Origin of the sequence: Pseudomonas sp. SWRI51, from assembly GCF_014268825.1 — a bacterium.
GTDB lineage: Bacteria > Pseudomonadota > Gammaproteobacteria > Pseudomonadales > Pseudomonadaceae > Aquipseudomonas > Aquipseudomonas farsensis.
In genome coordinates this window covers 114,004-135,164 of record NZ_JABWRG010000003.1, presented here as the reverse complement: position 1 = coordinate 135,164, position 21,161 = coordinate 114,004, and the positions used below count along the sequence as shown (strand labels likewise).

At 60.6% G+C, this 21,161-nt stretch carries 21 protein-coding genes and 2 tRNA genes; 15 read left to right on the top strand and 8 right to left on the bottom strand.

Going from position 1 to position 21,161, the window contains the following annotated elements; genetic code table 11:
• Positions 1-123: 123 nt before the first annotated feature.
• Positions 124-333: a cold-shock protein gene (locus HU720_RS02240; protein ID WP_101321828.1), complete on the top strand. Its 210-nt coding sequence runs from the start codon at positions 124-126 to the stop codon at positions 331-333.
• A gap of 123 nt (positions 334-456) precedes the next feature.
• Here the strand turns inward: HU720_RS02240 and apbC are convergent, their stop codons facing one another.
• Positions 457-1,551, bottom strand: a complete 1,095-nt coding sequence (gene apbC, locus HU720_RS02235) for an iron-sulfur cluster carrier protein ApbC (RefSeq protein WP_186516937.1) — start codon at positions 1,549-1,551, stop codon at positions 457-459.
• A gap of 157 nt (positions 1,552-1,708) precedes the next feature.
• Between apbC and metG the strand changes: the two genes are divergently transcribed.
• The 3 genes from metG to HU720_RS02220 all read left to right on the top strand — a co-directional run bounded on the left by metG (position 1,709) and on the right by HU720_RS02220 (position 4,739).
• Positions 1,709-3,748, top strand: a complete 2,040-nt coding sequence (gene metG / locus HU720_RS02230; protein WP_186516935.1) for a methionine--tRNA ligase — start codon at positions 1,709-1,711, stop codon at positions 3,746-3,748.
• Between the two features lie 67 nt (positions 3,749-3,815).
• A complete protein-coding gene (nth, locus tag HU720_RS02225) occupies positions 3,816-4,454 on the top strand; it encodes an endonuclease III (RefSeq protein WP_186516933.1) in 639 nt (212 codons plus the stop codon).
• 108 nt (positions 4,455-4,562) lie between these two features.
• Positions 4,563-4,739: a hypothetical protein gene (locus tag HU720_RS02220; protein ID WP_186516931.1), complete on the top strand. Its 177-nt coding sequence runs from the start codon at positions 4,563-4,565 to the stop codon at positions 4,737-4,739.
• A gap of 42 nt (positions 4,740-4,781) precedes the next feature.
• Here HU720_RS02220 and HU720_RS02215 read toward each other — a convergent pair whose 3' ends face one another.
• The gene (locus HU720_RS02215) at positions 4,782-5,408 is read right to left on the bottom strand and encodes a response regulator transcription factor (protein WP_186516929.1); all 627 of its coding nucleotides are present in this window, start codon (positions 5,406-5,408) and stop codon (positions 4,782-4,784) included.
• A gap of 362 nt (positions 5,409-5,770) precedes the next feature.
• On the opposite strand from HU720_RS02215, the gene HU720_RS24155 reads away from it, so the two are divergent.
• Complete coding sequence (locus tag HU720_RS24155; RefSeq protein ID WP_346656548.1) at positions 5,771-6,286, top strand: hypothetical protein; 516 nt, start codon at positions 5,771-5,773, stop codon at positions 6,284-6,286.
• Between the two features lie 62 nt (positions 6,287-6,348).
• On the opposite strand, the gene HU720_RS02205 is transcribed toward HU720_RS24155, so the two are convergent.
• Complete coding sequence (locus HU720_RS02205) at positions 6,349-7,566, bottom strand: argininosuccinate synthase (protein ID WP_186516926.1); 1,218 nt, start codon at positions 7,564-7,566, stop codon at positions 6,349-6,351.
• Positions 7,567-7,694: 128 nt separating this feature from the next.
• Positions 7,695-8,654, bottom strand: coding sequence for an OmpA family protein (locus HU720_RS02200; protein WP_186516924.1), 960 nt, complete (start codon positions 8,652-8,654; stop codon positions 7,695-7,697).
• 130 nt (positions 8,655-8,784) lie between these two features.
• Here HU720_RS02200 and pyrC point away from each other — a divergent pair, with 130 nt between their 5' ends.
• Positions 8,785-9,831: a dihydroorotase gene (gene pyrC / locus HU720_RS02195; protein WP_186516922.1), complete on the top strand. Its 1,047-nt coding sequence runs from the start codon at positions 8,785-8,787 to the stop codon at positions 9,829-9,831.
• Complete coding sequence (rnt, locus tag HU720_RS02190; RefSeq protein ID WP_186516920.1) at positions 9,828-10,502, top strand: ribonuclease T; 675 nt, start codon at positions 9,828-9,830, stop codon at positions 10,500-10,502. Before pyrC ends, rnt begins: the two co-directional genes overlap by 4 nt.
• Before the next feature lie 63 nt (positions 10,503-10,565).
• On the opposite strand, the gene HU720_RS02185 is transcribed toward rnt, so the two are convergent.
• Positions 10,566-11,168, bottom strand: a complete 603-nt coding sequence (locus tag HU720_RS02185; protein WP_009684560.1) for a peroxiredoxin — start codon at positions 11,166-11,168, stop codon at positions 10,566-10,568.
• A gap of 213 nt (positions 11,169-11,381) precedes the next feature.
• Between HU720_RS02185 and HU720_RS02180 the strand changes: the two genes are divergently transcribed.
• The 6 genes from HU720_RS02180 (at position 11,382) to HU720_RS02155 (ending at position 16,814) form a co-directional block, all read left to right on the top strand.
• On the top strand, positions 11,382-11,603 hold the full coding sequence (locus tag HU720_RS02180) for a bacterioferritin-associated ferredoxin (protein ID WP_186516918.1): 222 nt from the start codon (positions 11,382-11,384) through the stop codon (positions 11,601-11,603).
• Positions 11,604-11,799: 196 nt separating this feature from the next.
• On the top strand, positions 11,800-12,273 hold the full coding sequence (bfr, locus tag HU720_RS02175) for a bacterioferritin (RefSeq protein WP_186516916.1): 474 nt from the start codon (positions 11,800-11,802) through the stop codon (positions 12,271-12,273).
• Between the two features lie 80 nt (positions 12,274-12,353).
• Positions 12,354-12,430: transfer RNA gene (locus HU720_RS02170), tRNA-Met, on the top strand.
• 134 nt (positions 12,431-12,564) lie between these two features.
• A tRNA-Met gene (locus tag HU720_RS02165) sits at positions 12,565-12,641 on the top strand.
• 238 nt (positions 12,642-12,879) lie between these two features.
• Positions 12,880-15,522: a bifunctional lysylphosphatidylglycerol flippase/synthetase MprF gene (gene mprF, locus HU720_RS02160; protein WP_186516914.1), complete on the top strand. Its 2,643-nt coding sequence runs from the start codon at positions 12,880-12,882 to the stop codon at positions 15,520-15,522.
• Positions 15,522-16,814 (top strand): virulence factor family protein, encoded by a 1,293-nt coding sequence (locus tag HU720_RS02155; protein ID WP_186516912.1) that lies wholly within the window; start codon positions 15,522-15,524, stop codon positions 16,812-16,814. Before mprF ends, HU720_RS02155 begins: the two co-directional genes overlap by 1 nt.
• 33 nt (positions 16,815-16,847) lie before the next feature.
• Here HU720_RS02155 and HU720_RS02150 read toward each other — a convergent pair whose 3' ends face one another.
• The 3 genes from HU720_RS02150 to HU720_RS02140 all read right to left on the bottom strand — a co-directional run bounded on the left by HU720_RS02150 (position 16,848) and on the right by HU720_RS02140 (position 19,458).
• Positions 16,848-18,746, bottom strand: a complete 1,899-nt coding sequence (locus HU720_RS02150) for a potassium transporter Kup (protein WP_186516910.1) — start codon at positions 18,744-18,746, stop codon at positions 16,848-16,850.
• A 147-nt stretch (positions 18,747-18,893) separates the two neighbouring features.
• On the bottom strand, positions 18,894-19,220 hold the full coding sequence (locus tag HU720_RS02145; RefSeq protein ID WP_186516990.1) for a helix-turn-helix transcriptional regulator: 327 nt from the start codon (positions 19,218-19,220) through the stop codon (positions 18,894-18,896).
• Positions 19,204-19,458, bottom strand: a complete 255-nt coding sequence (locus HU720_RS02140) for a type II toxin-antitoxin system RelE/ParE family toxin (protein WP_186516908.1) — start codon at positions 19,456-19,458, stop codon at positions 19,204-19,206. The genes HU720_RS02145 and HU720_RS02140 overlap by 17 nt, the downstream gene beginning before the upstream one ends.
• 654 nt (positions 19,459-20,112) lie before the next feature.
• Between HU720_RS02140 and HU720_RS02135 the strand changes: the two genes are divergently transcribed.
• Together HU720_RS02135 and HU720_RS02130 are read left to right on the top strand one after the other, a co-directional pair.
• Positions 20,113-20,553, top strand: a complete 441-nt coding sequence (locus tag HU720_RS02135) for a DUF1778 domain-containing protein (RefSeq protein WP_238337595.1) — start codon at positions 20,113-20,115, stop codon at positions 20,551-20,553.
• Positions 20,510-21,061, top strand: a complete 552-nt coding sequence (locus tag HU720_RS02130; RefSeq protein ID WP_186516906.1) for a GNAT family N-acetyltransferase — start codon at positions 20,510-20,512, stop codon at positions 21,059-21,061. The genes HU720_RS02135 and HU720_RS02130 overlap by 44 nt, the downstream gene beginning before the upstream one ends.
• Positions 21,062-21,161 lie beyond the last annotated feature (100 nt).

Genomic DNA, 21,161 nt, shown 5'->3' with positions numbered 1-21,161 from the left:
GACCTGTTCTGATGCACGATTTACGATCGGCCCATCTCCACGACAACTTCTGCTCCTTTGCACTCAGTCTCGGCTTGAGGTTTTTCTCTTGCCGCCATCAACTTTGTCCAAGGAGACAGAAAAATGTCCAACCGTCAAAACGGTACCGTTAAGTGGTTCAACGACGAGAAAGGCTACGGCTTCATCACCCCTCAGTCGGGCGACGATCTGTTCGTGCACTTCAAAGCTATCCAAGCTGATGGCTTCAAAACCCTGAAAGAAGGCCAGGCTGTTACTTTCGTCGCTACCCGCGGCCAGAAAGGCATGCAGGCTGAAGAAGTTCAACTCGGCTAAGCCGCGTTAGCTTCCTAGCTTTCAAAAAAACCCGCCTCTGGCGGGTTTTTTTATGCCTGTAACAAAGGCGTGCAGGCTGTATGGGCGCAGCGCCTGCAGCGCTTCGCCCACTCGGTTTGGTTTTCAGTCTTCGCTGATGGTGATATTCGGCATGGCTGGCGCAGCAGCTTCTTGCAACACGATGCGCGCGCCCACCTGGCGGGCCAGCTCCTGATAAACCATGGCGATCTGGCTTTCTGGCTCGGCAATCGCCGTAGGCTTGCCGTTATCGGCCTGCTCGCGAATCAGCATCGACAGCGGCAGCGAGGCCAGCAGCTCGACACCATACTGCGCCGCCAGCTTCTCACCGCCACCCTCACCGAACAGGTGTTCGGCATGGCCGCAGTTGGAGCAGATGTGCACGGCCATGTTTTCCACTACACCCAACACCGGGATGTTTACCTTGCGGAACATCTCCACGCCTTTTCGGGCATCGAGTAGCGCCAGGTCCTGCGGTGTGGTGACGATTACGGAACCGGCCACCGGCACTTTCTGCGCCAGGGTCAGCTGGATGTCGCCGGTGCCTGGCGGCATGTCGATCACCAGGTAATCGAGGTCGTCCCAGGCCGTCTGGGTGACCAGTTGCAGCAGCGCGCCGGACACCATCGGGCCGCGCCAGACCATCGGCGTGTTGTCGTCAGTCAGAAACGCCATGGACATCACTTCGACGCCATGGGCCTTGATCGGTACAAACCACTTCTGGTCGCGGATCTGCGGGCGGGTGCCTTCGGCAATACCAAACATCACACCCTGGCTTGGGCCGTAGATGTCGGCATCGAGAATGCCCACGCGCGCGCCTTCACGGGCCAGCGCCAGCGCCAGGTTGGCCGCTGTCGTCGACTTGCCGACCCCGCCTTTGCCCGACGCCACGGCAATGATGTTCTTCACGTTGGCCAGCGCCGGCACCTGGGCCTGGGCCTTGTGCGCGGCAATGCGGGTGTCGATGGCGACCTTCGCCGAGGTCACCCCGTCAAGGTTGCCGATGGCCGTCTCCAGCACCTGGGCCCAACCGCCCTTGAACAGCCCGGCAGCGTAGCCGAGCTGCAACTGCACGCTGACCTGCCCGCCCTGAATGTCGATGGCCTGCACGCAGCCGGCGCTGACCGGGTCCTGGTTCAGGTAGGGGTCGGTGTACTGGCGAAGCACGCCTTCGATGGCGGCACGGGTGACGGCACTCATGGACACTCCCATTGGCAAACTGAATACAAAACAGGCGCCTATGCTAACCCGTCAATCGTCAGCAGATGCGTTCGCGGGGTGAAATATATTCGCCGGGCCTTTATAGTGGCCGATCACCCAATCTTTACCCCGTCGCCAGATAAGTAGCCGAGCCACCATGTCCGAGCCACGCCAGATTCTCGTTACCAGCGCCCTGCCCTATGCCAATGGGTCGATCCACCTTGGCCATATGCTTGAGTACATCCAGACGGACATGTGGGTGCGCTTCCAGAAACTGCGCGGCAACCAGTGCATCTATGTCTGCGCCGACGACGCCCACGGCTCGGCAATCATGCTGCGTGCCGAAAAAGAGGGCATCACGCCAGAGCAACTGATTGCCAACGTCCAGGCCGAGCACGCCGGCGACTTTGCCGATTTTCTGGTCGACTTCGACAATTTCCACTCGACGCACAGCGACGAGAACCGCGAACTGTCGAGCATGATCTACGGCCGCCTGCGCGATGCCGGCCACATTGCCACCCGTTCGGTGACGCAGTACTTCGACCCTGAAAAGGGCATGTTTCTGGCCGACCGTTTCATCAAGGGCACCTGCCCGAAATGCGCAGCCGAAGACCAGTACGGCGACAACTGCGAAAAGTGCGGCGCTACCTACGCACCGACCGAGCTGAAAGACCCGAAATCGGCAATCTCCGGCGCCACCCCCGTGCTGCGCGACTCCCAGCACTTCTTCTTCAAGCTGCCGGACTTCCAGGCCATGCTGCAGCAGTGGACCCGCAGCGGCACGCTGCAGGACGCAGTGGCCAACAAGCTGGCTGAATGGCTCGACTCGGGCTTGCAGGAGTGGGATATCTCCCGCGACGCGCCTTATTTCGGTTTCGAGATCCCCGGCGAGCCTGGCAAGTATTTCTATGTCTGGCTGGACGCGCCGATTGGCTACATGGCCAGCTTCAAGAACCTCTGCGCACGCCGCCCGGAACTGGACTTCGACGCATTCTGGAACAAAGACTCCAAGGCCGAGCTGTACCACTTCATCGGCAAGGACATCGTCAACTTCCATGCCCTGTTCTGGCCTGCCATGCTCGAAGGGGCAGGCCTGCGCAAACCCACCGCAGTCAACGTGCATGGCTACCTGACCGTCAATGGCGCGAAAATGTCCAAGTCGCGCGGCACCTTCATCAAGGCGCGCACCTACCTGGACCACCTGCAGCCTGAATACCTGCGCTACTACTACGCAGCCAAGCTGGGCCGTGGCGTCGATGACCTGGACCTGAACCTCGAAGACTTCGTGCAAAAGGTCAACTCGGACCTGGTCGGCAAGGTGGTCAACATCGCCAGCCGCTGTGCAGGCTTCATCCACAAGGGCAACGACGGCGTCATGGTTGCCGGTGACGCCGCGCCAGAGCTGACCGAGGCCTTCATCGCCGCCGCGCCGTCCATTGCCGACGCCTATGAAGGCCGCGACTTTGGCCGCGCCATGCGCGAAATCATGGCCCTGGCCGACCGCGCCAACGCCTGGATCGCGGACAAGGCACCGTGGTCGCTGGCCAAGCAGGAAGGCAAGCAGGACGAGGTGCAGGCCATCTGCGCCCAGGGCATCAACCTGTTCCGCCAGTTGGTGATCTTCCTCAAACCGGTACTGCCGGTGCTGGCCGCCGACGCCGAGGCATTCCTGAATGTCGCCCCGCTGGCCTGGAACGACCACCTGAGCCGCCTGGAAAACCACCAGCTGAACCCGTTCAAGGCGCTGATGAGCCGTATCGAGCTGGCCAAGGTCGAAGCCATGGTCGCTGCCAGCAAGGAAGACCTGCTGGCTGCAGAAGCTGCAGCGCCGGCAGGTAACGGCGAGCTGGCCAAAGACCCGCTGTCGGCCGAGATCGAGTTCGATACATTTGCCGCCGTCGACCTGCGCGTAGCGCTTATCGTCAAGGCCGAGGCAGTGCCTGGCGCCGACAAGCTGTTGCAGCTCACCCTGGACATCGGTGATGAGCGGCGCAACGTGTTCTCGGGCATCAAATCGGCCTACCCGGACCCAAGCAAGCTCGAAGGCCGCCTGACCATGATGGTTGCCAACCTCAAGCCCCGCAAGATGCGCTTTGGCGTGTCTGAAGGCATGGTGATGGCTGCCGGCCCCGGCGGTGAAGAGATCTACCTGCTGAGCCCTGACAGCGGCGCCAAGCCAGGCCAGCGCATCAAGTAAGCCCCCTGCCCCGGCCACTGGCCGGGGCAATTGTATCTGCAATGCCATCAAGGAACCCTTTGGCCCCATGAATGCCGCAAAACGCCTGGAGATCTTCCGCAGGCTGCATGAAGACAACCCTGAGCCGAAAACCGAACTGGCCTACACCACGCCCTTCGAATTGCTGATCGCGGTGATTCTCTCGGCCCAGTCCACCGACGTGGGGGTCAACAAGGCCACCGCACGCCTGTACCCTGTCGCCAATACCCCCGAGGCCATTCACGCTCTTGGCGTTGAAGGTTTGAGTGAGTACATCAAGACCATCGGGCTCTACAACAGCAAGGCCAAGAACGTCATCGAGACCTGCCGCCTGCTGGTCGAGTTGCATGGCGGCGAGGTTCCCGAGTCGCGTGAGGCGCTGGAGGCACTGCCGGGCGTTGGCCGCAAGACCGCCAACGTGGTGCTCAATACCGCTTTCCGCCAACTGACCATGGCCGTCGATACGCATATCTTCCGCGTCAGCAACCGCACCGGCATCGCACCGGGCAAGACGGTGGTGGAGGTTGAAAAGAAGCTGCTCAAGTTCGTCCCAAAGGACTACCTGCTCGATGCGCACCACTGGTTGATTCTGCACGGGCGCTATGTTTGCCAGGCCCGCAAGCCACGCTGCGGCAGTTGTCGCATCGAAGACCTGTGCGAATACAAGCAGAAGACCTCTGACGATTGAAGCAATAGAAAACAACGCCCATTTCGATTGAAAAAATCTTTTTTACCGGCTTCGCGAATCCCGTTATAAGGACGGCCAATGGCCCTTTGGCTGGGAGTGACCTGACGCATGAGCACCGATAAAGAAGACCTGGTTGTCGATGACGATTTTCCCATCACAGAGGAAGACGTAGAGCCTCGGATCGAGCCCGCCAAGACCAACCTCAGCAAGCGCCGCACCATCGACAACCTGCTCGAGGAGCGCCGCCTGCAGCGGCAGTTGGCCGACTTCGACTACGACCTGTAACCGCACCTGAAAAGCCTCCTTCAGGAGGCGTTTTGCGCATGGTCAAATCAGCCCGTTACGCTGCGCCAGCTCTATCAGATCGACCAACGAGCGGGCATTGAGTTTGGCCAGCAACCGCGTCTTGTAGGTACTCACTGTCTTGTTGCTCAGAAACATGCAGTCGGCGATTTCCTTGTTGCTCCTGCCCTTGGCCAACTGTTGCAACACCATCATTTCGCGCCCTGAAAGGCGCCCGACCATCTCCGCCTCGGTGCCCGAACTGGTCACCGAGCGGCCTTTCTGCAGCGCCTGGTTAGGGAAGTAGCTGTAGCCCGACAGCACCGCCTTGATGGCGCTGAGCAACTCGGTGAGCTCCTGCTGCTTGCAGACATAGCCCGCAGCCCCCGCCTGCATGCAACGCATGGAAAAATGCCCAGGCGCCTGCGAGGTGAGTACCAGCACTTTGCTGCACGGGTTGGCCAGCGCCATGCGCGCCACTACCTCCAGCCCATCGAGCTTGGGGATCCCGATATCCAGGACGACGATGTCCGGCAGGTGCTCGCGAGTGAGTTGCAATGCGTCGACGCCGTTGTCGGTCTCTGCCACTACGTCATAGCCATGGCGTTCCATCAGCATGCGCACCGCGAGGCGAATGACCGGATGATCATCCACGATCAGCACTTTGTTCATGGGTTACCCATTGATTCGTTGTTTGATTTCGACCACTAACCTTACCCGAGCATCACCTCTGGATAAGTAGCGATTCCCCCTGAACCTACAGAGAAAGAACAGGCCTACGCGATTTAGAGAAACGTCCTACGCGCAAACCTTTAATTCAGTGCCCGCTATCTGCCCGGCCTACCAGGCAACCCAACCTAGCAGGCCAGGCCACGCCTAAAAAAGCGTGGAAACAGCACCGCGGATGACAGAAATGTCGACCGAGGGAGGGGGATCTCGTCGGTTCAGGTGCAATCCCTGAACGGGAGGGAAAGAAGCGCACTAGGCAACTGAAATGCAAAGCGTTACTGATGGCTAAAACACAGGTGGATCTGATCATGAAGCAGCAATCACTGAGCCCCTTGAGCCTCATCGCAGTCTTTGCAGGCGTCATCGAAGCCTCGGCGTTGGCGTCGCTACCGTTTCTAAGCGAATCGAGCCAAGGGATCTACACATGGTTTCTGGTCGGTTTTCCGTTCTTCCTGACCGTGCTGTTCTTCCTCACGCTCAATTTCAACAACGGAACATTGTTCGCCCCTCGTAGCCAAGATGACACTGCAGAGCAAGCGCCCGCGCCGCAGGACTCTCCACCGGCAGCACCGGCAGCACCGCCAGCCGCCAGCGAGCCGCCCCCCCTTGCAACCGCTCTGTTTACGCCTGTGGCCACAGACAGCACACCGATGATCATCGCCTTGTCCGGGCCACAGAGCCGGGCAAACCTTCAGAGACACTTTCACGACGTGCTTGAGCGCAAGTATTCTGCGCCGCGCAGCTGGACCCTGCATGACCTCGACAATCGCATTACGGTGCAGCTAACCGTCGGGCCGATGGCCGATGAAGCCATGCCCTAGGCGCTGCCTGAAAACAAAAAACCCGGCCTGGGCCGGGTCTTTGCTGCCGCAAGCAGACGCGCTTACAGCATGGAGCGGCCTTTGTTGGCCGCGATGCGCATGCGCAGTGCGTTGAGCTTGATGAAGCCAGCAGCATCAGCCTGGTTGTAGGCGCCGCCATCTTCTTCGAAGGTGGCGATATTGGCGTCGAACAGCGAGTCGTCAGACTGGCGGCCGACAACCACGACGTTGCCTTTGTACAGCTTCAGGCGAACCACGCCGTTCACGTTGACCTGCGAAGCGTCGATCATCTGCTGCAGCATCAGGCGCTCAGGGCTCCACCAGTAACCGGTGTAGATCAGGCTGGCGTACTTGGGCATCAACTCGTCTTTGAGGTGAGCCACTTCGCGGTCCAGGGTGATCGACTCGATGGCGCGGTGCGCCTTGAGCATGATGGTGCCACCCGGGGTCTCGTAGCAGCCGCGCGACTTCATGCCGACGTAGCGGTTTTCGACGATATCCAGACGGCCGATGCCGTTGGCGCCACCGATGCGGTTGAGGTCGGCCAGCACGGTGGCCGGGGTCTTCTCGACGCCGTCGATGGCGACGATGTCACCATTGCGATAGGTCAGCTCGATGTAGGTCGCCTGGTCCGGGGCATTCTCCGGGGAGACGCTCCAACGCCACATGTCTTCTTCGTGCTCGGTCCAGGTGTCTTCCAGGACGCCGCCTTCATAAGAGATGTGCAGCAGGTTGGCATCCATCGAGTACGGCGATTTCTTCTTGCCGTGGCGCTCGATCGGGATACCGTGCTTCTCGGCGTAGTCCATCAGCTTCTCGCGCGACAGCAGGTCCCATTCACGCCATGGGGCGATGACCTTGACGCCAGGCTTGAGTGCGTAGGCACCCAGCTCGAAACGCACCTGGTCGTTACCCTTGCCGGTAGCACCATGGGAAATGGCATCGGCGCCGGTTTCGTTGGCGATCTCGATCAGGCGCTTGGCGATCAGCGGGCGGGCGATGGACGTACCCAGCAGGTACTCGCCTTCATACACGGTGTTGGCGCGGAACATCGGGAACACGAAATCACGCACGAACTCTTCGCGCAGATCGTCGATGTAGATTTCTTTAACGCCCATTGCCTGCGCCTTGGCGCGAGCAGGCTCTACCTCTTCGCCCTGGCCCAGGTCAGCGGTGAAGGTCACCACTTCACAGTTATAGGTGTCCTGCAGCCACTTGAGAATCACCGAAGTATCAAGGCCGCCGGAATACGCCAGTACGACCTTATTTACGTCCGCCATGCCATCACTCCACGGGGTTGTACGGAAAGCCGTCGATTCTAACGGCCTTGCCGGAAAATTTACAGTGGGGCGACAGCTTCTGACGGCAAAGCGACAAGAACTTTCGTCTGTGCGACCAACGGTCGCGCTCAGGCCTTCTTCGCTGGGGCTGGTGCTGCCGGAGCGGGTGCGGGGGCGGCGGGGGCGGCAGCCGGAGCTACAGGCGCCTGGGTTTTTTCCACGGGTTTTTCAACCGGTGTAACGCGATCCAGCTGAATGTTCACCCGCCGATTGCGCGCGCGGTTGGCGGCGCTGTTGTTCTTGACCAGCGGGTAGCGTTCACCGTGGAAACGTACGGTGATCTGCTCCTCAGGTACGCCATGGGCCTTGAGATAGTCCGCAACGGCCAGTGCCCGGCGCCGCGAGTTGTCGCGGTTGGTGAGGCGGTTGCCGCTGCTGTCGGAGTGGCCGTCGAGCTCGATGTGGTTGACCGACGGGTCGGCCTTCAGATAGTCCAGCAGCACATCCAGCCGCGCCCGCGCCGAGCTGTCCAGCTCAAGGCCAGTGCCTGGGAAAGCAATCTGAGTTTGGCGGATCTGGTCGTAGTTCATCGGCAGCAGCTTGGCCGCACACACTTGATAGTCGCTGAAAGCCTTGGCGAAGCTGATTGGCAGCACTCGCACTTCCATCACCCGCCCGCCTTCACCGGCGTAGTTGCGCACGACCGTGCTGCGGCCATCGAGCAGGCCGTTGATCAGTCGGCTGGCCTGGCCTTGGCTTGAGGTAAACAGCACACCCGTGCGTGCCATGCGCACCGACCCCAGGTTGACGTCGCCACGACCGGGCTGCCACGGGGCCGCAGCGGCCAGCAAGGTCGCGGAGCCTGCGCCCAGCACATTGGTGTCCGAGCGCAACTGGAACGTCGGCTGCTCACCGGCGCGGCGCACGAACTCGCCACTGCCGAAGCCTTCGATAGGCTGGATCAGGCGACATTCGAACTGATCACCATCGACTTTCCAGGCAACGCTCTCCATGCGGGTCTGGAAGGTCATTGCCCCGGCCGGAAGGCTGGCAACAAGGGTGAACAGGGCTAGATAACGCTGGCGCACGGGCGGCTCCACAGATTCTGACGGCTTACCCCAAGGCTATCGGACAGCTCGCGGAAAACTTGATAGCCGTGCTCGCGCCGGGGTTTTCCGGTAGGATTGGCGCCTGAGTTCGACCCGCCTGGAAACCCCAATGTCCGATCGCCTGACCCTTCTGCGTCCCGACGACTGGCACATCCATCTGCGCGATGGTGCTGTGCTGAAACATACCGTTGGTGACGTGGCGCGCACCTTTGCTCGCGCCATCATCATGCCCAATCTGGTCCCGCCGGTGCGCAACGCCGTCGAGGCAGGCGCCTACCGCGAGCGTATTCTTGCCGCCCGCCCGGCTGCCAGCCGCTTCGAGCCGTTGATGGTGCTGTACCTCACCGACCGCACCAGCGCCGAGGATGTCCGCGCGGCCAAGGCCAGCGGCTTCGTGTACGCCGCCAAGATGTACCCGGCCGGCGCCACCACCAACTCCGATTCGGGCGTGACCAGCATCGACAACATTACCCCGGCCATCGAAGCCCTGGCCGAAACCGGCCTGCCGCTTCTGGTGCACGGTGAGGTAACACGCAGCGACGTCGACGTGTTCGACCGCGAGAAGCGTTTCATCGACGAGCACATGCGCCGTCTGGTCGAGCGCTTCCCGACGCTCAAAGTGGTGTTCGAACACATCACCACCAGCGACGCCGCGCAGTTCGTCATGGATGCACCGGCCAACGTCGGCGCGACCATCACCCCGCAGCACCTGCTGTACAACCGTAATCACATGCTGGTGGGCGGCATCCGCCCGCACTTCTATTGCCTGCCGATTCTCAAGCGCAACACCCACCAGGTGGCGCTGCTGGACGCGGCAACCAGTGGCAGCCCGAAGTTTTTCCTCGGCACCGACTCGGCGCCCCACGCCCAGCACGCCAAGGAAAACGCCTGCGGTTGTGCCGGCTGCTACACCGCCTTTGCGGCCATCGAGCTGTATGCCGAGGCGTTCGAGCAGCGCAATGCGCTGGACAAGCTCGAAGGCTTCGCCAGCAAGCACGGCCCGGACTTCTATGGCCTGCCGCGCAACACCGACACTATCACCCTGGTGCGCGAAGAATGGACTGCGCCCGCCAGCCTGCCGTTCGGCGACAACACCATCATCCCGTTGCGCGCTGGTGAAACACTGCGCTGGCGCCTGCTGGAGGAAAACGCGTGAGCGAAGACCTGTACGAAGACGAACAGGAAGGCCAAGCCACTAGCGGCTCGCGCCACCCGATGGCCGAACGCTTTCGCGGTTACCTGCCGGTAGTGGTGGATGTCGAGACCGGCGGCTTCAACAGCGCCACCGACGCCCTGCTGGAAATCGCTGCCGTCACCATCGGCATGGACGAGAAGGGCTTCCTGTTCCCCGAGCACACCTACTTCTTCCGGGTCGAACCGTTCGAAGGGGCCAACATCGAGCAGGCGGCACTGGAATTCACCGGTATCAAGCTGGACCACCCGCTGCGCATGGCGGTCAGTGAAGAAGCGGCGCTTACCGATATCTTCCGGGGGGTGCGCAAGGCGCTCAAGGCCAATGGCTGCAAACGGGCGATCCTGGTCGGGCACAACAGCAGCTTTGACCTGGGCTTTTTGAATGCGGCGGTAAACCGCAACGATATCAAGCGCAACCCGTTCCACCCCTTCTCAAGCTTCGACACCGCGACCCTGGCCGGCCTTGCCTATGGCCAGACGGTCCTGGCGCGGGCGTGCCAGAGCGCAGACATCGACTTCGACGGCCGTGAGGCGCATTCGGCGCGTTACGACACCGAGAAAACCGCTGAACTGTTCTGCGGCATCGTCAACCGCTGGAAAGAGATGGGCGGCTGGCGCGACTTCAACGACTGAGCTGCAAGCTGGATATAAAAAAACCGGCCACGAAGGCCGGTTTTTTTTTGCGCCTGGCAATTATTACAGCTTGCCGGCGTTCTCGCTCAGGTATGCAGCAACGCCTTCTGGCGAAGCGTTCATGCCCTTGTCGCCCTTTTTCCAGTTGGCAGGGCAGACTTCGCCGTGCTCTTCGTGGAACTGCAGGGCATCGACCAGACGCAGCAGCTCGTCCATGTTACGGCCCAGTGGCAGGTCGTTGACGATCTGCGAACGCACGACACCGTTGGTGTCGATCAGGAACGCGCCACGGAAGGCAACGCCGCCTTCGGACTCGACGTCGTAGGCTTTGCAGATTTCGTGGGTCATGTCGGCAGCCAGGGTGTACTTGACCTGGCCGATGCCGCCATTGTTGACCGGGGTGTTACGCCAGGCGTTGTGGGTGAAGTGCGAGTCGATCGAAACGCCGATCACTTCAACGTTGCGGGCCTGGAAGTCCGGGATGCGGTGGTCCAGGGCGATCAGCTCGGACGGGCATACGAAGGTGAAGTCCAGCGGGTAGAAGAACACCAGGCCGTACTTGCCTTTGATGGCCGAGGCCAGGTTGAAGCTGTCAACGATTTCGCCGTTGCCCAGCACAGCAGGGACGGTGAAGTCAGGGGCTTTCTTACCAACGAGTACGCTCATTCGATTTCTCCTGGATGAGGCTAGAAAACTTGCCCGGGCAGCACACGGCCAACCGGGCCCGATAAAGGCTGACCATCATACACGGGTTAGCGTGACAGGCCGAATATGTACCACCGGTCGCTCTGGCGCGCCCCTTTCAGAAAGTGCTTTGACAAGCATTCTCATTACCATTACTCTCCAACCCATCGAACCCACCCGCGATGGTCAGCCTTTATGTATGTGTGTCTATGTGTCGGTGTCACCGACGGACAGATCCGCGATGCGATCTACGAAGGATGCTGCAGCTACAAGGACGTCCGAGCCGCCACCAACGTGGCCAGCCAGTGCGGCAAGTGTGCCTGCCTTGCCAAGCAAGTGGTGCGCGAAACCCTCACCGAGCTGCAACTGAGCCAACAGGCTGCTCTGCCCTACCCCGTTGAATTCACCGCGGCGTAAAACCCTTATTTCGAAGAACCGGGCCCTTGCCCGGTTTTTTTATGCCTGTAATTCAATAAGTTAGCGTTGTAACGCGGTTCAAAAACATTCTTATTCCGATTAAATTTCACTTATTATTCAATAACTTAGGTTTGACATAGATAGTGCCCGGGCTCAAACTTGTTTTCATTGGCTCAACTTCTACAGGGCAGACCCCATGAAAGGCGACGTAAGCGTCATCCAGCATCTCAACAAGATCCTCGGAAACGAGCTGGTCGCAATCAACCAGTACTTCCTGCATGCCCGCATGTATGAAGATTGGGGCCTGAACAAGCTGGGCAAGCACGAGTACAAAGAATCCATCGACGAGATGAAGCACGCTGACAAACTGATCAAGCGTATTCTCTTCCTCGAAGGCCTGCCCAACGTGCAAGACCTGGGCAAGCTGCTGATCGGCGAGCACACCCGCGAAATGCTCGAGTGCGACCTGAAAATCGAGAAAACCGGCCACGCCGACCTCAAGGCTGCCATCGCCCACTGCGAAACCGTTGGCGACTTCGGCTCCCGTGAAATGCTCGAAGACATCCTCGAGTCCGAGGAAGAGCACATCGACTGGCTGGAAACCCAGCTGGGCCTGATCGACAAGATCGGCATCGAGAACTACCTGCAGTCGCAAATGGGCGAAGAATAACCTCGTCCCAGCGTTTTTTACCGCACGCAGCATTTTTTTGTTGACACCAGGCTGCCAATACGTAGAATACGCACCCTTGACGCGGGATGGAGCAGCCTGGTAGCTCGTCGGGCTCATAACCCGAAGGTCGTCGGTTCAAATCCGGCTCCCGCAACCAGATACAAGAAAAAGGCCACTGTTCACACAGTGGCCTTTTTTGTTGCCCGCAAAATGCCTTCCGGAAAAAAACTTGGCAAATCAAGCATTAACGCTTGACGCCAATTCAGAAAGCCGTAGAATGCGCCCCACTGACGCGGGATGGAGCAGCCTGGTAGCTCGTCGGGCTCATAACCCGAAGGTCGTCGGTTCAAATCCGGCTCCCGCAACCATATCGTCAGAACAAGCCCTGCCCTCGAAAGATGGCGGGGCTTGTTGCTTTCTGCCTTTCTGAAATCCCCTCCCGATCCACGCTGTTTCCCGCATTCAGGGGAGCTGATGAACTATCTTTAACTATCCTGAAACAGATTAACCACTCGGGCCGGAGTAATATCTGGACACGTTTTTCCAAAGGGATTTTAACTTGGCCGCACCTCGCCCCCACCTCGCGCTGATCGCCCGGGGTCAACCATGAATGCCCCTACCCCTGATACCCACACTCCGCTGACTGCAGCACTGCCTGCGGCCGCGCAGCATCTGCCGTGGCTTGAGCGGCTGAGCAAGTACCGCCAGCCCTTGGGCCTGGCCGTGACCCTGCTCTTGTTCGGCATGGGCCTGGTCGCTTGCCGACACCTGCTCAGCGAGCTGGATATCTATGCCCTGCACGACGCGATGCTCAGCGTGCCGCGCCACGCTCTGGCCGGCGCGCTGCTGGCGACCGTCGCCGGGTTTGTGATTCTGCTGGGCTATGAGTGGTCGGCGACCCGCTACGCGGACGTGAAGCTGCCGCCGCGCACGCTGGTGCTGGGCGGCTTCAGTGCGTTCGCCATTGGCAATGCCATTGGTTTGTCGATGTTGTCGGGGGGCTCTGTGCGCTATCGCCTGTACGCCCGTGAAGGCCTCGGGGCCGCCGAGGTGGCGCGCATGACGGTGTTCGCCAGCCTGTCGCTGGGCTGCGCACTGCCGCCCCTGGCGGCGCTGGCAACCCTGAGCAACCTGCCCGCTGCGGCCACCGCGCTGCGCCTGCCGGCAACGCTGCTGGGCGCCATCGCAGTTGCGGTACTGCTGCTGACGGCCGCGCTGGTGATTGGCCTGTATCGCCGCCGCCTGGCCGAGCAACCGCTCAAGGACAGCCTGCTGGTAAAGCTCGGTCGCCGCACCCTGCGCCTGCCCAACGGTCGCCTGGCGGCGCTGCAGCTGCTGATTACCGCGCTGGATGTCGCCGCCGCTGCCACTGTGCTCTATCTGCTGCTGCCCGAGGCGCCGCCTTTCGGCGCGTTCGTACTGGTCTACCTGCTGGCGCTGGCCGCTGGGGTGCTAAGCCATGTACCGGGCGGCGTCGGGGTGTTCGAGGCGATCCTGCTGGCCGCTTTCGCCAACCAGCTTGGCGCCGCACCGCTGGCTGCCGCCCTGCTGCTGTATCGGCTGATCTACGTGGTGCTGCCACTGTTGGTGGCTTGCGTACTGCTGCTGGCCAACGAAGCTCGCCGCCTGCTGTTCGCCCAGCAAGCCATGCGTGCAGCCTCCGGCCTTGCGGCGCCGATCCTGGCAATTCTGGTGTTTCTGTCGGGCGTGGTGCTGCTGTTTTCCGGTGCTACCCCGGAAATCGACAGCCGCCTGGAACACATGGGTTTTCTTATCCCACATCGGTTGATCGACGCCTCGCACTTCGGCGCCAGCCTGATCGGCGTGCTCTGCCTGCTGCTGGCCCAGGGCCTGCGCCGACGCCTGTCGGCAGCGTGGTTACTGACCACCATATTGCTACTGGTGGGCGCCGTACTGTCGCTACTGAAGGGCTTCGACTGGGAAGAAGCCAGCATGATGTGCTTCACCGCCGCCTTGCTGGCGCTGTTCCGCCGTTCGTTCTACCGCCCCAGCCGCCTGCTGGAGCTGCCGTTTTCACCGGTCTACCTGGTGGCCAGCGCCTGCGTCATCGGCGCCTCGGTATGGTTGCTGCTGTTCGCCTACCAGGATGTGCCCTACACCCACCGCCTATGGTGGCAGTTCACCCTCGACGCCGACGCCCCGCGTGGCCTGCGCGCCACCCTGGGCAGCGCGGTGCTGCTGGTGATCGTCGCCTTGACCTGGCTGCTGCGCACCGCTCGGCCGGTGATCCACCTGCCTACCGACGACGAGTTGCAACGCGCCAGCCGTATTCTGCAGGCCTCGGACCAGCCCGACGGCGGCCTGGCCCTGACCGGCGACAAGGCGCTGCTGTTCCACCCCAACGACACTGCCTACCTGATGTACGCCCGGCGTGGCCGTAGCCTGGTGGCACTGTACGACCCGATCGGCCCGGCCCAGGAACGCGCCGAGATGATCTGGCAGTTCCGCGACCTGTGCGACCTGCACCACGCCCGCCCGGTGTTCTACCAGGTGCGCGCAGAGAACCTGCCGTTCTACATGGACATCGGCCTGACCGCGATCAAGCTCGGTGAAGAAGCACGCGTCGACTTGCGCCGCTTCGATATCGAAGCCAAGGGCAAGGAGATGAAAGACCTGCGCTACACCTGGAACCGCGGCGGCCGCGATGGCCTGAGCCTGGAAATCCACGAACCCGGCCATGCCCCGCTGGCCGAGCTCAAGGAAATCTCCGACGCCTGGCTGAGCGGCAAGAACGTGCGTGAAAAAGGCTTCTCCCTCGGCCGTTTCAGCCCAGAGTACCTGCAGCATTTTCGCATTGCGCTGATCCGCTTCCAGGGCCGCCCGGTGGCGTTCGCCAACCTGCTGGAAACCCACAGCAACGAGCTGGCCAGCCTGGACCTGATGCGCGCCCACCCGGACGCCCCGAAGCTGACCATGGAATTCATGATGGTGGGCCTGATCCTGCATTACAAAAGCCATGACTACGGCCGCTTCAGCCTGGGCATGGTGCCGCTTTCCGGCTTGCAGCCGCGCCGGGGCGCGCCACTGACCCAGCGCCTGGGCTCGATGGTGTTCCAGCGCGGCGAACAGCTTTACAACTTCCAGGGCCTGCGGCGCTTCAAGGACAAGTTCCAGCCGGACTGGGAACCTCGCTACATGGCAGTGCCGGCGGGGCTCGACCCGCTGGTGGCACTGGCTGATACCGCCGCCCTGATTGCAGGCGGCCTGACTGGATTGGTGAAACGCTGATGATCCGACGCTATTGGCTGTACGTACTGATTCCCCTGCTGCTGGCCGTACTGGCAGGCGCCGTGGCCTTCTGGCTATGGACCCGCCCGGCGCCTGAGCCGAGCCTTGAGCACCTGACCCTGAGCGAGGGCAGCAGCCTGACCCGCGCCACCCCAGGCGTGCACCCGAAAACCCTGGTGGCTATCGGCGTGCCCCGCGAGCAGGCCCTGAGCGACAAGCAGTTGCTCGACCTCAGCCAGGCCGGCGAAGCCCAACTGGTGCAGGTGATCCTGCCGGATGCCGACTGTACCAAGCAGGCAGCCGCCATGGACCAGGCACTGACCCAACTGGCCGACAAGCCCTCTATCGTCGCCGGTATCGGCCCAGGCGCGGCCCAGGCCTGGCGCTGGCTGGCCACGCAAGGCAATGACCAGGCCCGTGCCATTTCGGTGGACTTCACCTTGGAGCAGCCCGGCTGCCAGGCCCCGCTGCCCAAGGCTGCAGCCCATGGCCACTGGAACGTAGCCTGGAACGACAACCCGGATGACGCCAGCGCAGCCTTTGTGCGCGATCAGGCCAACGCCGAAACCAGCATCGCCGACTACGATATCCACCTGCCGCAGGTGCTCAAGGCGCAACTGACCCACGCCCTGGTCGGCCACGACGGCAACGCCCTGGCCATCCCGGTGGTTGAAGTACCGGCTGGGCAAACTACCGATACGGTCACCCTGTTCCTCTCCGGTGACGGCGGCTGGCGCGACCTGGACCGCGACGTGGCGGGCGAGATGGCCAAGCTCGGCTACCCGGTAGTGGGCATCGACACCCTGCGTTACTACTGGCAGCACAAGACCCCCGAGCAGAGCGCCGCCGACCTGTCCGAACTGATGCAGCACTACCGGCAGAAATGGGGTACCAAACGCTTCGTGCTGACCGGCTACTCGTTCGGCGCCGATGTACTGCCGGCCATCTACAACCGCCTGCCGGAAGAAGACCAGAAACGCGTCGATGCAGTAGTGCTACTGGCCTTTGCGCGCAGTGGCAGCTTCGAGATCGAAGTCGAGGGCTGGCTGGGCAAGGAAGGCCAGGAGGCCCCTACCGGGCCGGAGATGGCCAAGCTGCCAGCCTCGAAGGTGGTGTGCATCTATGGGGTTGAAGAAACCGACGAAAGCGGCTGCACCGACAAGACGGCGGTAGGCGAGCGCCTGAAGCTGCCTGGCGGCCACCACTTCGACGAGAACTACCCGGCCCTGGCCAAGCGTCTGATCGACGAAATCGAGACCCGCCAAGGCAAGTCCAACGTCGCCGAAAAGTGATGTAGCCGGGGCCGCTGTTCGGCCCCGGTTACCTCAGATCTCCACCTGCGTACCCAGCTCGATCACCCGGTTCAGCGGCAGGTTGAAGAAGCGCAGGTTGCCATTGGCGTTCTTCAGCAAGAATGCAAACAGGTTGCCGCGCCAGCGCGACATGCCCTCCAGTCGCGATGCAATCACTGTCTCGCGGCTGAGGAAATAGGTCGTGCGCATGGGGCTGAAGTCGAGCTCCTCCAGATGGCAGAGCTTGAGCGCGGCAGGCACATCGGGCTCGTCCATGAAGCCAAAGTGCAACAGTACCCGGAAGAACCCGTCGCCATAAGCCTCGACCTCAAAGCGCTCATGCTCCGGCACCCGCGGGCGATCCTCACTGACCACTGTCAGCAGCACCACCTGGTTGTGCAGCACCTGGTTGTGCAGCATGTTGTGCAACAGCGCATGGGGCACCGCATCGGCACGGGCAGTCAGAAACACCGCCGTGCCTTCGACGCGGTGCGGCGGCTGCACACGAATACTGCCAATGAACACCGGCAACGGCAGCGCGCCCTCATCGATACGGTCGACCAGAATCTGCTTGCCGCGCTTCCAGGTACTCATCAGCAAGTACAGCACCCCACCGGCCAACACCGGGAACGCGCCGCCCTGGACGATCTTCGGTACGTTGGCTGCAAAGAACAGCCCGTCGACCAACAGAAAGCCAATCAGGATCGGCACCGCCAGCAGCGGCGGCCACTTCCACAGCAACAGCATCACCGCCGCCACCAGGATGGTGGTCATCAGCATGGTGCCAGTAACCGCTACGCCATAGGCCGCCGCCAGCGCACCGGACGATTCGAAACCGATCACCAGCAACACCACGCCGACCATCAGCGTCCAGTTCACTGCACCGATGTAGATCTGCCCCTGCTCGTCGCTTGAAGTGTGCTGGATGTGCATGCGCGGGATATAGCCCAGCTGGATAGCCTGGCGGGTCAGGGAGAAGGCCCCGGAAATCACCGCCTGCGACGCGATCACCGTGGCCATGGTCGCCAGCCCCACCAGCGGCAACAGCGCCCAGCTCGGCGCCAGCAGGTAGAACGGGTTGCGCGCAGCTTCAGGGTTTTGCAGCAGCATCGCGCCTTGGCCAAAGTAGTTCAGCACCAACGCCGGCAGCACCAGGGCAAACCAGGCGCGGGCAATCGGCTTGCGGCCAAAGTGCCCCATGTCGGCATACAGCGCCTCGGCGCCAGTCAACGCCAGCACCACCGCGCCGAGAATGGCCACGCCCATGCCAGGGTGGACGATGAAGAAGTTCAGCGCCCAGCCAGGGTTGAACGCCTTGAGCACCTCAGGGCTCTGGGCAATGCCGTGCACGCCAAGGGCCGCCAGCACCAGGAACCACGCCACCATGACCGGGCCGAACAGCTTGCCGATTTTTTCGGTGCCGTGCTTTTGCACCAGAAACAGTGCCACCAGCACCACCAGCGCAATCGGCACCACCCAATGGTCGATCCCATCGAACGCCAGCCCCATGCCCTCCACCGCCGACAGCACCGACACCGCCGGGGTGATCATGCTGTCGCCGTAGAACAGCGAGGCGCCAATCAGCCCGCAAATCACCATCAGCGTGCGCAGCTTCGGGTGGCCGGCAGTAGCGCGCCTCGCCAGCGCCGTCAGCGCCATGGTGCCGCCTTCGCCCTGGTTGTCGGCGCGCAGGATGAACATCACGTACTTGAACGAAACCACCCACAGCAGCGACCAGAGGATCAGCGACAGGATCCCCAGCACGCCATCGTGGTTGACCGGCACGCCGTAGCCGCCGGTGAAGACCTCTTTGAGGGTGTACAACGGGCTGGTACCGATATCGCCATACACCACCCCAACAGCTGCCACCAACAGGCTCAACGACCGCGTCGCCCCCTGCCCGCCCTCGGCGTGACTGCTTGCCTGAACCATCGACCACTCCCGCAGAAGGCCTTATAGAGCCATAGAATTCGAATTGGCGCAGCGCCTGCAAAAGGCCCCGACGCAACGGCGCGAAGCATAGCGCAGCGTTCGTCGTATTTCTGCTGGTCAAGCGCTCTTCGGACGTTCAGAAATGGCTCAGAGATCGAGCAGTTGCAGCGGAATACCGAGCGCTGCGGCGATCTTCTGCCGCGTAGCCTTGCGCGGACGTTCTGCGGCCTCCTGCTGAGCATAGGCAGGTTGCGAAATACCAAGGCGCAGGGCGACCTCTGCCTGGGTCAGATCAAGATGCCGGCGCCACGCAGCGATAGCGGTTGCGCCTTCTCTGACCATGTAGCCGACAACGTCATTGGGCACCAGATCCTGCTGGGGGCGACTGGCGATGTAATCGGCATAAGGCAACACGACAAAAGCCGGGCGACCATCGGCGTCATTGATGATCTGCACGTTAGTAGGTGTGTTCATCGCGTTTTCGGATCTCTTCGATGTGGACAATTTTCACCCCTCCATCCCAGTCAAACAGAACGCGGTAATTTCCGACCCTCAGCCGGTAGCCCTGCGGATGGTTTAACAGCGCACGGACATTGTGCACATCCGGCATCTGCGCCAGCACCTGGACCGCGTCGTAGATTCTGACCTGATCACCACTTGTGATCTTGCGTAGCTGTTTTACTGCCTTTCTGGACCAGTCGATCGTATTCATCCGCCCGCCGTCACACCGCAAATAATAAGTGTTTTATAAGCATTAACAAGCATTTTATTACGCGACGGAGAGTGCGCAGCAACGCCCTGCTTAGCAAGGCTTGGAAACGCAAGGTTATGTTTCCAGCCGTTGCCTACTGGCGCCGGGCAACGCCATGGATGGGGAAACAACGTTCGTCGTATTTCTGCTGGTCAAGCGACCTCGTGCTCGCTAGAATTGCGCACTTTTTGATCAGAGGCGCGCAAAGCGCCCGCCAGGATCGCCCCCGTTACCGGCCGGGCGGCCTGTATTCAATACCGAGGTTAGTCATGTCCACCACCAACGCCATTCCTAAGGTCGGCTTTGTTTCGCTTGGGTGACCTAACGATTGTCAAAATATACTAGTCATCAACCCCGCTTTCAGACGTCTATTCCCCTAGCGCGATCCGAGCGCGACGCCTCCCCCAATGAGCAAGCTGCCGCTCCCCGTCCATCCCTCCAGCCTCGCACGAACCGTACGTTAGCCGTACATCGTTGACATGGCGCGCCTCTGTGGCTATTATTCTGGCGTACGGTCAACGTACGTACCGAATTCCAACGTACTAACCGACTGAACCTGACCAATTAACCAATTAACCAATTAACCAATTAACCAACGATGCAACCGTCAAAGGAATGGAGTCGAATGAAATTTACTCAACAGGGCACACAGCTTATACAAAGCTGGATGTAAACCAAAAGAAGGAAGCGCATCACTCAATATACGTACGCAACGAGGGTAACAATATGTCTTCAGTAGTAGAAACACTCCAGGGTGCCAAAACTGCAAGGCTTGATTTAAAAACCACTGAATTCGCTAAGGAGGTGATTCGAAAAGCAGCAACCATATCCGGACTAGATATGACCTCATTTATCGTTGCATCAGCTTTTGAGAAAGCTGAAGCGGTGATTCAGTCTCATAGAATAATCGAAATTTCGGAAAAAGCGTTTGCACGAGCTCACGAACTAAGCCAGCAAGCCGCAGAAAACCCGAAAGCCCACAAAAACCTTGTAAAACTATTAAGGAGTAGAAATGAAAGAGCCCGAGCTAGTGTACACGCTGGTAAACCTAAATGACGCCTTGGATAAAATTGTAATCCCTAAGTCATTCCAGTGTGGCGACAAAACGTTGGATGATTATGTGACGTCCGGGAATTTGAAACGTGCCGTCAAATCTGAAAACCTCCACGCATCAGCGATTTGCAATGAGCACATGGAGTTGGTCGGCTTCATGACCATGGGTTTCTCGCTTGTTGACAAATCACGGGTCAACACCACCAAAGGTAATCAACCAAAGCAACTGGCAGTTGCGAAGGTCTTTATGATTGGTGTTGACGAAAGCCACCAGGGGCGTGGACTGGGTACTGACTTGATGTTGGAAGCTTTCACGAAGGCGGTTACCGTGCACACCACCATCCCACTTAAAGCAGTGTATCTCGATGCTGCTCCTGGGAAGGCGTCCTTCTATTCTGAAGTGTTTGGCTTTGACGAACTTGAAGAAGACGGGGGCTATGGGACAACCCCGATGTATAACCCTATCGAAAATGTAATCGCCGCCCTTTTGGAGGCAGACGATTCGGACTAACGAGACGAGGCCATGCCCAGCTCAACACAATGGCTAGCGCTCAACATGCTAGCCATTTTTTTTCCTCGTGTTTCCTATGTGACATTGCCGTAACCATTCC

Bases quoted from the DNA above. Each gene is read 5' to 3' on its own strand.
- HU720_RS02130 (WP_186516906.1), top strand. From the start codon at position 20,510: ATGAAAGAGCCCGAGCTAGTGTACACGCTGGTAAACCTAAATGACGCC.
- HU720_RS02220 (WP_186516931.1), top strand. From the start codon at position 4,563: ATGAGCACCGATAAAGAAGACCTGGTTGTCGATGACGATTTTCCCATC.
- HU720_RS02135 (WP_238337595.1), top strand. From the start codon at position 20,113: ATGGAGTCGAATGAAATTTACTCAACAGGGCACACAGCTTATACAAAG.
- HU720_RS02205 (WP_186516926.1), bottom strand. From the start codon at position 7,566: ATGGCGGACGTAAATAAGGTCGTACTGGCGTATTCCGGCGGCCTTGAT.
- HU720_RS02180 (WP_186516918.1), top strand. From the start codon at position 11,382: ATGTATGTGTGTCTATGTGTCGGTGTCACCGACGGACAGATCCGCGAT.
- HU720_RS02145 (WP_186516990.1), bottom strand. From the start codon at position 19,220: ATGAACACACCTACTAACGTGCAGATCATCAATGACGCCGATGGTCGC.
- HU720_RS02185 (WP_009684560.1), bottom strand. From the start codon at position 11,168: ATGAGCGTACTCGTTGGTAAGAAAGCCCCTGACTTCACCGTCCCTGCT.
- bfr (WP_186516916.1), top strand. From the start codon at position 11,800: ATGAAAGGCGACGTAAGCGTCATCCAGCATCTCAACAAGATCCTCGGA.
- mprF (WP_186516914.1), top strand. From the start codon at position 12,880: ATGAATGCCCCTACCCCTGATACCCACACTCCGCTGACTGCAGCACTG.
- HU720_RS02215 (WP_186516929.1), bottom strand. From the start codon at position 5,408: ATGAACAAAGTGCTGATCGTGGATGATCATCCGGTCATTCGCCTCGCG.
- metG (WP_186516935.1), top strand. From the start codon at position 1,709: ATGTCCGAGCCACGCCAGATTCTCGTTACCAGCGCCCTGCCCTATGCC.
- HU720_RS02150 (WP_186516910.1), bottom strand. From the start codon at position 18,746: ATGGTTCAGGCAAGCAGTCACGCCGAGGGCGGGCAGGGGGCGACGCGG.
- HU720_RS02155 (WP_186516912.1), top strand. From the start codon at position 15,522: ATGATCCGACGCTATTGGCTGTACGTACTGATTCCCCTGCTGCTGGCC.
- nth (WP_186516933.1), top strand. From the start codon at position 3,816: ATGAATGCCGCAAAACGCCTGGAGATCTTCCGCAGGCTGCATGAAGAC.
- apbC (WP_186516937.1), bottom strand. From the start codon at position 1,551: ATGAGTGCCGTCACCCGTGCCGCCATCGAAGGCGTGCTTCGCCAGTAC.
- pyrC (WP_186516922.1), top strand. From the start codon at position 8,785: ATGTCCGATCGCCTGACCCTTCTGCGTCCCGACGACTGGCACATCCAT.
- HU720_RS02140 (WP_186516908.1), bottom strand. From the start codon at position 19,458: ATGAATACGATCGACTGGTCCAGAAAGGCAGTAAAACAGCTACGCAAG.
- HU720_RS02240 (WP_101321828.1), top strand. From the start codon at position 124: ATGTCCAACCGTCAAAACGGTACCGTTAAGTGGTTCAACGACGAGAAA.